The organism is Rhizobium sp. Leaf311 (assembly GCF_001423445.1).
GTDB lineage: Bacteria > Pseudomonadota > Alphaproteobacteria > Rhizobiales > Rhizobiaceae > Agrobacterium.
The window spans coordinates 330,185-345,474 of record NZ_LMNZ01000002.1; the positions used below are offsets into that span (position 1 = coordinate 330,185).

The following is a 15,290-nucleotide window of genomic DNA, read 5'->3' on the forward strand; positions in this document are numbered from 1 at the left end:
GTTCTGTCCTTGTGCAGTGGCCGTGGGGCTGAGCTCTTCATCACGTCATAATAGTGGTCGGATTCGGCGGCGGTCACCGCAATCACCGTCAACCGAAGCAGATTGTTGCGTAAAGATGCAGCGCTTTGGCAGAGAGTTGTGCGACCTTCGCTCGTTGGGGCCATCCACCATGGCCGCAGCATAAGATGCGGCAGCTTCAACCACAGACAGCGCAAACTGATCGAACCGACGCTGAGGTAAGGACGATCTTCTTTGCGCCAAGGGCTATCAATGAAGAAAGCAAACATGCCGTGAGGGAATACGCCATGCTGGCGAGCCAAATCGATCTCGTTGAATTCACTTCCAGCCATCTGGAGGGTGCGCTGGCGCTTTCGCAACAAGCGCAATGGCCGCATAGAATCGAAGACTGGGCCATGGGTCTTGCACTCAGCAAGGGCGTCGCTGCCGTACATCAGGGCCGTGTTCTTGGAACAACAATGGCAACGCTCTATGGCAATGATGTCGCGACTATCAACATGGTGATTGTTGATGAAACAATGCGTGGACTCGGCATCGGCAAGCGTCTGATGGATTTTGCGCTGAACGCGGCGAGTGGGCGCGAATGCAGGCTAGTTGCCACGCAGGATGGATTGCCGCTCTATGAAAAGCTCGGTTTTCGCGAGACCCACCGCATCGTCCAACATCAGGGACAGATATCTTCCATCCGGCCCGGTGAAGGTGTTGAGTGGGCGGGCAGGCAGGATTTGGCGGAATGCCTCGACCTTGACCGCACGGCCTGCACCATGGATCGCCGCACTTTGCTTGACTACCTGGCAGAACACGGCCACCTTGCCGTCATTCGTCGTGAAAGCCGCATTGTCGGCTTCGGCGCCATCCGCCACTTCGGGCGCGGCGATGTCGCGGGACCTGTCGTCGCAGACAACGCCGCGGATGCCAAGACTCTGCTTTCGTTTCTGTTTGCCGGAAAGGAGGGCAAGTTCCTGCGCGTCGACACAAGCGAACACACCGGCCTTGCCCCGTGGCTGACGGATCATGGCCTGTTCCATGTCGGCGGCGGCATCGCCATGGTGCGGGATGCAAAGCATCGCGAAAACATCGCCGTTCAAACAGTCATCCCCCAAACATTTGCATTGGCCAGTCAGGCCCTCGGTTGATCCTGGAGATCGTTATGCTCAGCAATTCCCTTATCGAACTCGACCGCGCACATCTGGTCCATCCCGTTGCGTCCTACAGAGGCCATGAAAAGCTCGGTGTCCGTGTGCTGAAATCGGCCAAAGGTGCCACCGTAACCGACATGACCGGTCACCAGATGATTGATGGTTTCGCCGGTCTGTGGTGCGTCAATGCCGGTTACGGCCATGAAAGCATCGTAGAAGCCGCTGCAAAACAGATGCGCGAGCTCCCTTATGCAACAGGCTATTTCAGCCTCGGCTCCGAACCTGCAATCCGCCTGGCATCGGAACTGGCAGACCGTGCGCCGGGTGACCTCAACCATATCTATTTCACGCTTGGTGGCTCAGATGCCGTGGACAGCACGGTTCGCTTTATACGCTATTACTACCATTCTCTCGGCACACCGCAGAAGGATCAGTTCATTTCCCTTGAACAGGGTTATCATGGTTCAAGCACCGTCGGTGCGGGCCTCACTGCGCTTCCGATATTTCATGCGGGCTTCGGTCTGCCGTTCGACTGGCAGCACAAAATTCCGTCGCATTATGCCTATCGCAATCCGGTCGGCACCGATCCGCACGCCATTATCGCCTCTTCCGTTGCGGCCTTGCGAGCGAAGATCGAAGAGATTGGGGCTACACGTGTTGCGGCATTCTATGTAGAACCGATTCAAGGTTCGGGCGGTGTTCTGGTGCCACCGAGGGGATGGCTAAAAGCCATGCACGAGGTTTGCAAAGAGTATGATGTGCTGCTGGTGGCCGACGAAGTCATCACCGGCTTTGGCCGCACCGGCCCGCTCTTTGCGTGTTCGGAAGATGATGTCGTACCGGATTTCATCACCACCGCCAAAGGCCTGACCTCCGGTTACGTGCCGATGGGTGCCGTGTTCATGTCCGACAGGGTGTATAATGTCATCGCGGATGGTGCAGGGGCCGCGGCAATCGGCCATGGCTACACCTACTCGGCCCATCCAGTCAGCGCGGCTGTTGGGCTGGAAGTGCTGAGACTCTATGAAAACGGGTTACTTGAAAACGGCGTTAAGGCCGGCGCGCGATTGATGGCGGGACTTCAGAGCCTTGCAGATCATCCCCTCGTCGGCGATGTCCGCGGTCGCGGCATGCTGGCAGCCATTGAATTGGTAACGGACAAGCATAAGAAAACGCCTTTGCCTGCCGCTGCTGACCCATCGCGCCGAATTTTTGACCGAGCCTGGGAAAATGGCCTCGTCATTCGCGCCTTCGGCAATGGTGTTCTCGGCTATGCGCCGCCGCTCTGCTGCACCGAAAGCGAGATTGACGCGATCATCGAGCGCACGCGCGCGACGCTGAACCAGACGCTCGAAGATCCGGACGTGCGCGCCGCTATGGTCTGACGGGCTGCGTTGGAAATACCGCTCGGGCGGCATATTCAGAATATAGTGCCGCAAGGATCCGGTCTTTCAGCGAATCCCGCGACCAATTCTTGCCATGATGAACGGAAAGAACGCGGTACTTTCGCCAAAATCGACCGTCCAAGCCGGGAACAGAGTGATTACGGATCAAAACTGACAGCACAGAATTCTGCGACGATATCAAGACCCATCCGCGATCCGCTTGCAAAACAGGAGCATGACTTTGCCGAAGAGTTTAGCAGACTTCAAATATCTGAGCTTCGATGTGGTGGGAACGCTGATCGATTTCGAAAGCGGCCTGACCACATGCCTGAAGCAGATCGCTGAAGAGCATGGCGTGTCCGTCGATGCCGAAGCTGCGCTGACGCTTTATCGCAAGGCCCGCTATTTGCCCGATGTCGGCCTGTTCCCGGATGATCTCGTTCGCGTTTATCTGGTAATCGCACCGGATCTCGGCTTGCCCGCCGAACGCGCGCTCGGCGAACGGCTTCGCGATTCCGCAAAAAGCTGGAAAGCCTTTCCCGATAGCGCTGACGCCCTCTCGCAACTTGCCAAGCGCTACAGGCTGATTGCCATGACAAACGCCCAGCGTTGGGCTTTCGAATGCTTTTCCAAGGAACTAGGAAATCCGTTCTATCAGGGCTTCACCGCCGACGACACCGGCACGGAAAAGCCCGACCCTGCCTTTTTCCACCATGTCTTCGCGTTCGTCCAAGCCGAAGGCAACAGCAAGGACGACATTCTGCACGTAGCCCAGAGCCAGTATCACGACATCGGAATTTCCCGGAAGCTGGGCATGACGAATTGCTGGATCGAGAGACGCCATGCGCAAAAGGGCTATGGCGGAACCATCGAGCCGGAAAACTTTACCGAACCGGATTTCCACTTCACCTCCATGGCAGCGCTCGCCGATGCAGTCGAGGAGAAAGCCAACGCCTGACACTGCCCTCCAAGGGTAAAAGCGGCGCACATAAGCCGTTCGACCCGCCTGAATCTAACAAAAAGGGGAATGAACATGACCGATAACAGACTGACCAACTGGACCTCAGCTGACGATGCCATGGTTGAAAATGCCATTCGCCGTGGCGCGAGCCGTCGCGACCTTCTTAAGATGCTAATGGCAGGTGGCGTTGCCATGACCGCTGGCTCCGCCATTCTCGGACGCGCCGGTCAGGCCCTTGCCGCTGCGCCGGTTTCCGGTGGCTCGCTAAAGGCGGCTGGCTGGTCGTCTTCCACCGCAGATACGCTCGATCCGGCCAAGGCGTCCCTTTCCACGGACTATGTACGCTGCTGCGCCTTCTATAATCGCCTTTCGATCATCGATCAGGCCGGCATGACGAAGATGGAACTGGCGGAAACCATTGACAGCAAGGACGCCAAGGTCTGGACCGTCAAGCTTCGCAAGGGCGTGACATTCCACAACGGAAAGTCGCTGACCTCGGCAGACGTCGTCTATTCTCTCAAGCGCCACCTCGACCCCGCCGTCGGCTCCAAGGTCAATTCGATTGCCAAGCAGATGACCGGCTTCAAGGCGATCGATGATCTGACCGTCGAAATCACCCTTGAAAATCCCAATGCTGACTTGCCGACCATTCTGGCGCTGCACCACTTCATGATCATCGCCGATGGCACGACGGATTTCTCGAAAGCCAACGGTACCGGCGCTTTCGTCTGCGACGTGTTCGAACCCGGCGTCCGCTCGGTCGCCACGAAGAACAAAAACTACTGGAAGTCCGAAGGGCCTTATCTCGATTCCTTCGAGTTCTTCGCGATCTCCGACGATACCGCCCGCGTCAACGCGCTTCTGGCAGGCGATATCCAGCTTGCCGCATCCGTAAACCCACGCGCCATCCGCCTGATGGAAGGTCAGCCAAACGTTGTCATCTCCAAGACGACTTCAGGCAACTACACCAACCTCAACATGCGCCTGGACATGGCACCGGGCAATAAGGCCGATTTCGTGCAAGGCATGAAAAATCTGGTCAATCGCGAGCAAATCCAGAAGTCCGTGCTGCGCGGTCTGGCCGAACTCGGCAACGACCAGCCGGTTTCGCCCGCCAACATGTACCACAACAAGGACCTCAAGCCGAAAGCCTTCGATCCTGACAAGGCGAAGTTCCATTTCCAGAAGTCTGGCCTGCTCGGCCAGTCCATCCCGATCGTCGCATCGGAGGCTGCAAACTCCTCCATTGACATGGCAATGGTCGTACAGGCGGCAGGCGCTCAACTTGGTATGAAGTTCGATGTCCAGCGCGTTCCCTCCGACGGGTACTGGTCGAACTACTGGCTGAAAGCACCAATGCACTTCGGCAACATAAACCCGCGCCCGACCCCCGATATTCTCTTTTCACTTCTCTACGCTTCCAACGCGCCATGGAATGAGAGCCAGTACAAGTCGGAGAAGTTCGACAAGATGCTGGTCGAAGCACGCGGCATGCTCGACATCGAAAAGCGCAAAACGATCTACAACGAAATGCAGGTGATGATCGCGGAAGAAGCCGGTACGATCGTTCCGGTCTATATCTCAAATGTCGATGGCATATCTTCCAAGCTGAAGGGCCTTCAGCCCAGCCCGCTTGGCGGAATGATGGGTTACGCCTTCGCCGAATATGTATGGCTCGAGGCCTGATCCCGGACCTTTGCCCGTCGCGACAGGCGGCGGGCGAAGGTCCGCCTATTTCCCCGCATTGATATCCGCACGCTTTGGCCGGACAATGACTTGAAACGGGAGCCAGGATCGTTTCCGAAAGAGAGGCCGTATGAACAAACATGTCCTTGCACTTGTGATAAACCGGCTCTTCGTGGCGATCATCACCCTGCTGATCGTTGCCTTCACCGTGTTTTTCGCAACCGAGATGTTGCCAGGCGATGTCGCGCAAATCCTGCTCGGACAGTCAGCCACGCCAGAGGCCGTAGCGGGCCTGAGAACCGCCATGCATCTCGATGACCCGGCCATTCTACGCTTTCTCCGTTGGCTTGGCGGTTTGTTCGTTGGCGATCTGGGCAAATCCTACGCAAACAACATGGCCATTGTCGACCTCATCGGTGGACGGCTGGCCAACACAATGAAGCTGGCCGCCGTGACCGCGCTGTTTTCCATTCCTATCGCGTTGACGCTCGGCATCACCGCCGCCATCATGCGTGGGACGATATACGACCGTATCGTCACGACAATCACCATCACGGTCATATCCGTTCCCGAATTCATGGTGGCGACCTCCGCCGTTCTGATTTTCGCGGTCTATCTGAAATGGCTGCCAGCGCTTGCCTTTGCCAATGAGGTCCAATCCTTCGGCGAATTGCTGCGCGTCTTTGCAATGCCTGTGATCACGCTGAGTTTCGTCATTTCCGCGCAGATGATCCGCATGACACGCGCTGCCGTGATTGAGACGCTCGACACGCCCTATGTGGAAATGGCCCTGCTGAAAGGCGCATCACGCTCCCGCATGGTGTTGCGCCACGCTCTTCCCAATGCGCTCGGCCCCATCGTCAACGCCGTCGCGCTTTCTGTATCCTACCTGCTGGGAGGCGTCATTATCGTTGAAACCATTTTCAATTATCCAGGCATTGCCAAATTGATGGTCGATGCTGTTTCCACCCGCGACTTGCCCCTTATCCAGACCTGTGCCCTGATCTTCTGCCTCGGTTATCTCATATTGATCACCATTGCGGACATCATCGCCATCGTCTCTAATCCGAGGCTCCGCTGATCATGGCAGGTTTTGCTCTTTCCCCCCGCAAGCTCGGATATCGGTTCAACGCAGTCGGAATTGCGGCGCTGACGGTCATTCTCTTCTGGGCCGCCATCGCGATTTTCGCGCCGCTGCTGATCCCCTATCCGGTCGGCGATATCGTTGATTTCGACTACTTCGGTCCAATGTCGCAGAAGTTCGTCATGGGCACGGACTATCTGGGTCGTGATATCTTCTCCCGCATTCTTATGGGCGCACGCTACACGGTCGGCATCTCGCTTGCCTCGGTTACCATAGCCTGCGTTTCGGGTGTGACGCTTGGCATGTGCGCCGCCGTTACGGGCGGGTGGTTCGACACATGTCTGTCACGCTTTCTGGATGCGCTGATTTCAATTCCCAGCAAGCTTTTCGGCCTCGTCATCGTGGCAGCCATGGGGCCATCCATTCCAGTCCTGATCATAACCATGGCCATCATCTATACCCCGGGTTCCTACCGGTTTGCCCGCTCGCTTGCCGTCAACATCAACACAATGGATTTTGTGACTGTCGCCCGCGCGCGTGGAGAAGGCGTTTTCTACATTATCCGCTCGGAAATCCTGCCCAATATCTTGGGCCCGGTGCTGGCAGACTTTGGCCTTCGCTTCGTTTTCATCGTGCTACTTTTGTCCGGCCTGTCCTTCCTCGGCCTTGGCGTGCAGCCGCCCAACGCCGACTGGGGCGCGCTGGTGAGGGAAAACATCGGCGGGCTCTCCTACGGCGCACCTGCCGTGATGTTTCCATCCATCGCGATCGCGACGCTCACCATCAGCGTCAACATGCTGATCGACAATCTGCCGCAGAAAATTCGTGACCGGAGCGCATGATGGCTAATCTCGTTGAAGTTCGTGATCTCAAGGTCGAAGCAAAGACCGATACTGGCCGGACGGTCGAAATCATTCGCGGCGTCAGTTTCGATATTGCCGATGGTGAAATCGTTGCTCTGATTGGTGAAAGCGGTTCCGGCAAAACGACCATTGCGTTGACGTTGATGGGTCACACCCGCCCGGGCTGCAAGATCGTTGGCGGTTCGGTTCGTCTGGGCGCCAATGATATGGCCGCGACGTCACGCAAAGGGCTTGCGAAACTGCGTGGCACGGAAGTCGCCTATGTGCCGCAAAGTGCGGCTGCCGCTTTTAATCCCGCGCAGCGCATCATGGATCAGGTGATAGAAGTCGTGCGTATTCATGGGCTCATGAGCGATGAGGTCGCAAAGGAGCGTGCCATTGAACTGTTCCGGGCACTTGCCTTGCCCAATGCCGATACGATCGGTGATCGTTACCCGCACCAGGTTTCCGGCGGTCAGCTGCAACGGCTTTCTGCGGCCATGGCGTTGATCGGCAATCCCCGCCTCGTGATTTTTGATGAACCGACGACTGCGCTTGACGTCACGACCCAGATCGAAGTTCTGCGCGCCTTCAAATCCGTCATGAAAGCCGGCAATTTAGCAGGTGTTTACGTCTCGCACGATCTTGCTGTCGTCGCACAGATTGCGGATCGCATCGTCGTTTTAAAGGGTGGCGAAGTGCAGGAGATCGGCACCGCCGAACAGATTCTGACCGCGCCGCAACACCCCTACACCCAGGAGCTTCTTGCAGCCTTTAAACCTCGTATCCACGCCAGCGCGGAGGAAACTGGAAGTAAATTTCAAAAGCCGCTGCTGGAAGCAAAGGGCATTGTTGCAGGTTACGGACCGATTCAGCCCAACGGCATGCCGTTAGCGCTCGCATTGAAATCGGTCGATATCTCACTGGAAGAGGGCCGAAATCTCGGTATTATCGGTGAATCCGGTTGCGGAAAATCAACCCTTGCCCGCGTCATCGCAGGCATTCTGCCGCCTGTCTCCGGCCACATCATCTTCGATGGCAAGGAATTGGCCGCGGACGCCCGCCAGCGCCGACGCGAAGAACTGCGCAAGCTTCAGATCGTCTTTCAGTTTGCCGATACTGCGCTCAACCCCTCCAAGGCCGTTGGCGACATTCTGGAACGACCACTCGCTTTCTATCACGACATGGACAGAGCTGCGCGCCAAGCACGGGTCGATCAGCTTCTCGATATGGTTCGGCTGCCACGCACCTTAAAATTTCGCCGTCCGGCCGAATTGTCCGGCGGGCAAAAACAGCGCGTCAACCTGGCGCGTGCTTTGGCTGCCGATCCGAAAATCATTCTTTGCGACGAGATTACGTCTGCATTGGACACGGTCGTCGCCGCCGCCATCATCGACCTGTTGAAAGAGTTGCAGCGGGAGTTGAAGCTCTCCTACATTTTTATCAGCCACGATCTCTCCGTGGTGCAGGCCATCTGCGATGAAATCGCCGTGATGTATGCGGGCGAAAAGGTGGAGCAGATGCCACCATCAGCCGTGGGCAATGCCAGCGCTCACCCCTATTCCAAGCTGCTGTTCTCTTCCGTACCCAAACTGGACACCGGTTGGTTGGACGGTCTGGAGCGGGACCCAGAATTGGTACGGGCCTTCGCGCAGCGCTAAAGCGCTGTTGCTACATCGGGAACAAGCTGGTCAGTGGCATATGCGGTTTAACTATGGGGGATTTCAGCACGACGAAGCTGAAATATTTGTCGATTCCGATATCCATGTCGATCAGGCGCTCCATGATGGTCTGATACTCCCCAATGCTGCCAGTGACAAATTTCAGCAGATAATCATAGCCACCGGAAACCAGATGGCATTCAATAACCGAATCCAGCTTTTCGACTGCGGCGAGAAAACGTGCAAAATCGATTTGACGATGATTTTTCAAGGTCACTTCGGTAAAGACCGTCAATGTCTGGCCAAGCTTGCCGATATTGATGTGCGCCGAATAGCTGGTGATGAACCCTTCTGCCTGCAATTTTTTGACCCGCATCAGGCACGGGCTGGGTGAGAGATTCACCAGTTCTGCAAGCTCAACATTCGTGATGCGGCCGTTCTTTTGAAGTTCATGGAGAATCTTGATATCGATCCGGTCAAGCTTCATGTTGCTCCACATCCCGCTGGGTCATTTCCACGCAGCATAATATGCGGCGTATCGAGCAGCGCAAGCAAAACCGCCGAAATACAGGTTCTCCGCCGGGTCTCCACGCAAATTTGGCAGATAGATGCGGCGCGATAACACGCTACAGAATAAAATTCTGTCAAACCTGCTCCTTGCGGCAGGTGCAATAGGATGTTGCTGTTAGTATGGGGCGTCGATAGGAGAATCCAATGCCTGCACCGCTTTACCGCATCGAGACGACGTCGCAACTGCCTGGAGAAGCCGATGTGATCGTCATTGGTGGCGGCGTGGCGGGTGTGTTTTCCGCCTATTATCTGGCGCAGCGTGGGCTGAAGGTGGCACTGGTCGAAAAGGGTCTCATTGGAGCCGAACAAAGCAGCCGCAATTGGGGCTGGTGCAGACAACAAAACCGCGATGCGCGTGAATTGCCCATGTCCACGCACAGCTTGGCGCTATGGGAGCGGTTTGCCGCCGAGACAGGAGAAGAAACCGGATTTCGCCGGTGCGGATTGCTCTATCTCAGCAACAATGAGGCGGAACTCGAGGGTTGGGCGCGCTGGCGTGATTTCGCTCGCACAGTCGGAGTAACCACACATATGCTCAGTGCTGATGAGGCGAAGGAGCGTGGCCGCGCCACCAGACGGGATTGGCGGGGTGGCGTTTTTTCACCGACTGATGGCATCGCCGACCCCTCCCGGGCTGCACCCGTCGTGGCGCGGGCAATCATGAAGCTTGGTGGAACCGTGCACCAGATGTGCGCTGCACGCGGTCTCGAGTTGCAGGCTGGCAGCGTATCCGGTGTCGTCACGGAAAAAGGAACCATCGCGACGAAGTTAGTCGTGTTGGCAGGCGGTGCCTGGGCATCGTCCTTCTGCCACCAGCTTGGCATCCGCTTTCCGCAGGCAGCCGTTCGCTCGTCTATTTTATCTGTGACCCCAGGTGCCCAAGATCTGCCGGATGCCTTGCACACGGCAGATGTGTCGATCACCAGGCGTGGCGATGGCGGTTACACGCTGGCAATCAGTGGCAGGGCGCGTGTCGACCCCACACCGCAACAGCTCCGCTTTTCCCGCGAGTTCGTACCGATGTTCCTAAAACGCCGCAAAAGCCTGGCACTCGGCGGGTTAGAGGGCTGGAAGGCGGGCCATGAGACGCTGAAGAAATGGTCCATGCACAAGATCACTCCCATGGAGAAAAACCGCATTCTCGACCCCAAGACCGACCAGACCCAAATCGACGAAACCTTTCGCCGGGCAAAAGATTTGCTGCCCGAACTGCGCAAAACGACCATCGCCAGCGCCTGGGCCGGTTTCATCGACAGCACGCCTGACGGCGTGCCGGCGATTGGCGAGATCGATAACGTACCCGGCCTCATTTTGGCTGCCGGCTTCAGCGGCCACGGTTTCGGCATTGGCCCTGGTGCGGGACATCTGGTCGCCGATATCGTGACCGGAGCAACGCCCATCGTCGATCCCGCTCCCTACCGCCCCTCCCGTCTGAACACCTCCGTCTGGGGCAAGGTTGCAGATTTCTAAATCCTGGAACGGTAAATTTTCTTAAGGATTGCCTTCAAGCTACTGAACGCACTTTCACAAACCGTAGATGTTATCGCAACCAAATCACTTAGGTGCGTCTCTCTACTCCTTAGTTTCAACCCCCTCAGCCGCTAGCCGTGCATCCGAGCCGGGTTGATGAGGGCTCCGGCAATCGCGCACGGCAAAGGCCTTGTAATAGTCTTATGCCACTCTCCACGGGTAGGAAGGAGTTCGTTCATGGTAATACAGAACACCGCGTATCCCATTTCAATGCAATCCAAACAACCCGAGCAGCTCCTCCCGCTGGCGCACGAAACCTGAAGCGCTGCGATCGCGGGGCCGGGGCAAGTCGATGTCGATCAGCCGCGGTTCACCGCCCTTTTCTCGCGGCAGGATCAGAATGCGGTCGGCAAGGAAAATCGCCTCTTCGAGATCGTGGGTCACGAGCACCGTCGTCACGTCCTCCTCCTTCCATATCCGCGCCAGCTCCTGTTGCATGCCGATCTTGGTCATGGCATCGAGCGCACCCAGCGGTTCGTCGAGCAACAGGATTTCCGGCTGGACGGCGAGCGCACGAGCGATGCCTACCCTTTGCGCCATGCCGCCCGAGAGTTGACGAGGATAGGCGGTTTCGAAGCCCTTCAGCCCGACCAGATCGACATAGCGCTGGGAGATAGAGCGCGATTCCTCGCGGGACACACCCCTGGTTTCCAAGCCAAAGCCGATGTTGTCGATGACCGTCAGCCACGGGAGAAGACGGGGCTCCTGGAAGATGACGGCACGCTCTGTTCCGACACCGTGGATGCGGCGACCGTCGATCAGTACGTCGCCGCTATCGGCCTCCTCAAGTCCTGCGAGAATGCGCAGAAGCGTTGTCTTGCCGGAGCCGCTGGCACCGACGATCGCCAGGCTTTCGCCGGAGCGGATGGTAAGGTTCAGATCTTTCAGGATCGGCAGCGGCTGTCCGTTTAGGGTGAAAGTCTTGGAGAGGTGACGGATCGTCACCTCTCCACGGCCGGTGTTGAACTGAGGGAGCGCCATGGATCAGTTGCTCGCAGTTTCGGAGGTGTAGAGAAGATCGTTTGCCGAGAGTTGGCCCTGTTTCAGTTTGCCTTCGCGAACCAGAACGTCGATCCAGAACTGCAGGTCGCGCTCCACCGCCTTGCCGCCCGGACGTACACCATAACCACGGAAATACTGGGCTATGTCGGCATTCTCACCTCGCTCGGCCAGCGCCTTGGCAAAGATAGCCTTGGTTTCCTTAGGATGCTCGCGGGCATAGTCGAGAGCGCGCTCGGACTGTTCGACGAAGACCTTGGCAGCTTCCGGGTGTTTTTCGATGAAGTCCCGGCGCAGGACGACGAAGCCACCGGCGATTTCACCGAGCACATCGGTGTCGTCGAAGATGGCACGTAGCCCGCCCTTCTGCTTCGCCACGCCCTCGAAGGTCGTTTGCCAGTAACCGAAGGCCGAGATGTCGACCTGTCCCGAACGTAAGACCTGTTCTAGCTGCGGCCCCGGAACGACGATCTGGTTGGCGGCGTCGGTCGGCAAACCGACGGAGTGCAAGGCTTCGCGGATCGTGTAATCGAGATGGGCACCGAGCGTGTTCACTGCAATGCTTTTTCCGGCAATGTCCTTGATGTCGCGGATCGGGCTGTCTTCCAGCACATAGAAGATCGACTGCACTTCATTGTTGATGCCATTCGACGGATAGGCTGCGACAAAGTCGTTGCCGCCGACGATCGAGTTCAAGACGGCAGAGGTGGCGGCACTGCCGATTTCGACATCGCCCGAGGCTAGAGCAATGAGCGATGCCGGGCCACCCGTGGCGTAGCCGACATTCTCAATGGTGATGCCGGTGCCATCGAAATAGCCGAGTTCGGCGGCAAGTTCATGCGCGGACAAGCCGCCCTGGCTGGCGAGATAGCGCAACTTCACCTCCTCTGCGGCGAAGGCGGAGCCTGAGAGGGCGAAGGTGATTGCTGCGGAGAGGAGGAGCTTGCGGGATTGGAATGTCATAGGAGAATCCTTCGGATCACGAATTTCTGGATGAACTTTGATACCTGGTCAGGCCCAGCGGCACAGACGCCGCTGCATAAAGACGAGTGCGGCATTGGCAGCGAGGCCGAGCAGCGCGAGAAGCAGGATCGCCGCGAACATAAGTGGGATCTGGAAATTATATTGGGCGTTCATCACCTGGAAGCCGATGCCCTTGTTGGCGCCAATCATCTCGGCGGCGATGAGGAGAAGAAGTGCCGTCGTAGCGGAAAGACGCAGGCCGACGAAAATCGCGGGGACCGAGGCGGGCAGAACCACGCGGCGGAAGATCTGCAGCGATCCGGCGCCGTAGGTGCGGGCCATCTCGATGAGTTTCTGATCCACCTCCTTCACGCCGCCAATGGTCGATAACAGGACCGGGAAGAGCGTCGCCCAGAAGATGACGAATATCTTTGACGTTTCCCCGAGACCTAGAAGCAGGATGAAAACGGGATAGAGGGCGAGCGCCGAGGTCTGGCGAAAGAACTGCAAGAGAGGATCTAGGGCTCGCTCAATGGCTCTCACCTGCCCCATGAAAAGGCCAAGCGGGACGCCGAGCCCAACGGCAGCGACGAAGGCGATGCCTGATCGCTGTAAACTAATGGCTATATCGTCAAGGATGGCACCGGTCGCAATTGCCTTCCACAACGCCCTGATGATCTGGTCCAACGGCGGAAAGACAGATGCGTTGACCCAGCCCAAGGTGGACGACGCCTGCCATAGCACCAGGAAAGCGATCACAAGTCCATAGCGCGCGAGGAAGGGCGTGATTGCCGACATCGCGTGGGTTAGCCAGCGCGGCGGGCGCGGCGCCGCCGGGGCGAGGTCGAGGCCATAGGCCCGCACTTGATGGATATCTTCATAGGACATGGCGGACCTCACTCGGCTGCCTGCAGTGCCGAGCGGTCGGCTGCGTAGCGGTTGATGGGGAACGGCAAGCCGAGGTTTTCGCGCAGCGTCCGCCCCTCATAGGCGGTGCGGAACAGACCACGGCGTTGCAGCTCGGGGATGACGAGGTCAACGAAGTCGTTGAGGCCCGTCGGCAACCACGGTGGCAGGATGTTGAAGCCATCAGCCGCTTCGTTATCAAACCATTCCTGCAGTGTGTCGGCGATCTGACCGGGAGTTCCGAAAATGGTGAAGTGACCGCGTGCCGAGGCGACCCATTGATAGAGCTGACGGATCGAGAAATTGTTCTCATCGGCTATTTGACGGATCAGCGCCTGGCGGCTCTTCATGCCTTCCGTTGGCGGGGCGGGCGGAAGCGGCCCATCAAGATCATAGCCCTTCAGATCCAGCGTGCCGCCTGTCAGGCCGTTGAGAAGACCAATACCGTCTTCTTCCAGGATGAGCGAGGTTAGGCGCTCATACTTCTCCCGCGCCTCCGCTTCGGTGCGACCGACAAAAGGCGAGACGCCGGGCATGACCAGAACGTGATCGGGATTGCGGCCGAGGCCACGGGCGCGGTTCTTGATGTCACGGTAGAATTCCTGGGCGGTCTCAATGTGCTGATGGGCGGTGAAGATTACCTCCGCTGTTGCCGCGGCAAGCCCACGCCCGTCATCGGACTGGCCCGCCTGGACGATCACGGGATGCCCCTGTCGGGAGCGCGAGACGTTGAGCGGTCCCTTGACCTTGAAATGCTCACCCTTGTGAGCGGCATCATGAAGCTTTGCAGGATCAAAGAAGACGCCCGTTTGCTTGTCGCGAATGAAGGCATCGTCCTCAAAACTGTCCCAGAGCTTCTTGACGACATCGACATGCTCGGCGGCGCGCTTGTAGCGGTCGGCATGGGCCAGTTGTGTGTCGAGATTGAAGTTCTGCGCCGTGGCATCGCCTGTCGTCGTCACGACGTTCCAGCCTGCCCGGCCGTCAGAGATCAGGTCGAGGGAGGCAAATTTGCGCGCAGTGTTATAGGGCTCCTCGTAGGTCGTCGAGGCTGTCGCGATGAAACCGAGATGGGTGGTGAATGGCGCGAGTGCCGAAAATAGCGTGACGGGCTCGAACCCGGCGACGCGTGCGTTGCCGCCTTCGCGTGCACCGCCGAAGCCGACTGCGAGGCCATCGGCCAGAAAATAGGCGTCGAACAGACCCCTCTCGGCCGTCAAAGCCAATTGCTTGTGAAACTCGAAGCTGACGGCGCCGTCGAGCGGTTGATCGGGGTGTCTCCAAGAAGCGATATGCTGGCCACCACCTGGAAGGAATGCTCCTAGTCTGATCTTGCGTGTCATGGCTGGTCCTCTCTCACTCGATGATCGAATACAAGAAGCCTATATTGTCTATCTTTTTTATGGAGAAATAAGATTTCGAAGATTGCGCCTAATGGCAAATGGATTTCCGGGCCAAGCAATCGATGCGAACAAGCCTGCCGCAGATTTCGAAACGGTGCGAAGAAGGATACGGTCGCGACAATCAGAGCTTGAACAGATAATTT

Annotated in this window: 13 protein-coding genes; 8 read left to right on the top strand and 5 right to left on the bottom strand. The window is 57.6% G+C overall.

Annotated elements, in window-relative coordinates; all coding sequences use genetic code 11:
• Nucleotides 1-305 precede the first annotated feature (305 nt).
• The 7 genes from ASF69_RS05650 to ASF69_RS05680 all read left to right on the top strand — a co-directional run bounded on the left by ASF69_RS05650 (nt 306) and on the right by ASF69_RS05680 (nt 8,776).
• Entirely contained in the window at nt 306-1,154 is an 849-nt protein-coding gene (locus tag ASF69_RS05650) for a GNAT family N-acetyltransferase (RefSeq protein ID WP_062586197.1), read from the top strand.
• Between the two features lie 14 nt (nt 1,155-1,168).
• Complete coding sequence (locus ASF69_RS05655; RefSeq protein WP_062586199.1) at nt 1,169-2,542, top strand: aspartate aminotransferase family protein; 1,374 nt, start codon at nt 1,169-1,171, stop codon at nt 2,540-2,542.
• 241 nt (nt 2,543-2,783) lie between these two features.
• Complete coding sequence (locus ASF69_RS05660) at nt 2,784-3,500, top strand: HAD-IA family hydrolase (protein WP_062586275.1); 717 nt, start codon at nt 2,784-2,786, stop codon at nt 3,498-3,500.
• A 75-nt stretch (nt 3,501-3,575) separates the two neighbouring features.
• Nucleotides 3,576-5,189 carry an ABC transporter substrate-binding protein gene (locus ASF69_RS05665; RefSeq protein ID WP_062586277.1) on the top strand — a complete coding sequence of 538 codons (1,614 nt, stop codon included), beginning with the start codon at nt 3,576-3,578 and terminating at the stop codon, nt 5,187-5,189.
• A 130-nt stretch (nt 5,190-5,319) separates the two neighbouring features.
• Nucleotides 5,320-6,270, top strand: coding sequence for an ABC transporter permease (locus ASF69_RS05670; protein WP_062586200.1), 951 nt, complete (start codon nt 5,320-5,322; stop codon nt 6,268-6,270).
• Nucleotides 6,271-6,272: 2 nt separating this feature from the next.
• Nucleotides 6,273-7,115 carry an ABC transporter permease gene (locus tag ASF69_RS05675; RefSeq protein WP_062586202.1) on the top strand — a complete coding sequence of 281 codons (843 nt, stop codon included), beginning with the start codon at nt 6,273-6,275 and terminating at the stop codon, nt 7,113-7,115.
• Nucleotides 7,115-8,776, top strand: coding sequence for an ABC transporter ATP-binding protein (locus ASF69_RS05680; protein ID WP_062586278.1), 1,662 nt, complete (start codon nt 7,115-7,117; stop codon nt 8,774-8,776). Before ASF69_RS05675 ends, ASF69_RS05680 begins: the two co-directional genes overlap by 1 nt.
• Nucleotides 8,777-8,786: 10 nt before the next feature.
• Here ASF69_RS05680 and ASF69_RS05685 read toward each other — a convergent pair whose 3' ends face one another.
• Nucleotides 8,787-9,263, bottom strand: a complete 477-nt coding sequence (locus ASF69_RS05685) for an Lrp/AsnC family transcriptional regulator (RefSeq protein WP_062586280.1) — start codon at nt 9,261-9,263, stop codon at nt 8,787-8,789.
• A 227-nt stretch (nt 9,264-9,490) separates the two neighbouring features.
• Here ASF69_RS05685 and ASF69_RS05690 point away from each other — a divergent pair, with 227 nt between their 5' ends.
• Nucleotides 9,491-10,816: an FAD-binding oxidoreductase gene (locus ASF69_RS05690; RefSeq protein WP_062586203.1), complete on the top strand. Its 1,326-nt coding sequence runs from the start codon at nt 9,491-9,493 to the stop codon at nt 10,814-10,816.
• A 267-nt stretch (nt 10,817-11,083) separates the two neighbouring features.
• On the opposite strand, the gene ASF69_RS05695 is transcribed toward ASF69_RS05690, so the two are convergent.
• The 4 genes from ASF69_RS05695 to ASF69_RS05710 are packed head-to-tail and all read right to left on the bottom strand — an operon-like array spanning nt 11,084 to nt 15,087.
• Nucleotides 11,084-11,857, bottom strand: coding sequence for an ABC transporter ATP-binding protein (locus ASF69_RS05695; RefSeq protein WP_062586205.1), 774 nt, complete (start codon nt 11,855-11,857; stop codon nt 11,084-11,086).
• Between the two features lie 3 nt (nt 11,858-11,860).
• Nucleotides 11,861-12,838 (bottom strand): ABC transporter substrate-binding protein, encoded by a 978-nt coding sequence (locus ASF69_RS05700; protein WP_062586207.1) that lies wholly within the window; start codon nt 12,836-12,838, stop codon nt 11,861-11,863.
• Nucleotides 12,839-12,886: 48 nt separating this feature from the next.
• On the bottom strand, nt 12,887-13,726 hold the full coding sequence (locus ASF69_RS05705; protein ID WP_062586208.1) for an ABC transporter permease: 840 nt from the start codon (nt 13,724-13,726) through the stop codon (nt 12,887-12,889).
• 8 nt (nt 13,727-13,734) lie between these two features.
• Nucleotides 13,735-15,087, bottom strand: coding sequence for an LLM class flavin-dependent oxidoreductase (locus tag ASF69_RS05710; protein ID WP_062586210.1), 1,353 nt, complete (start codon nt 15,085-15,087; stop codon nt 13,735-13,737).
• Nucleotides 15,088-15,290 lie beyond the last annotated feature (203 nt).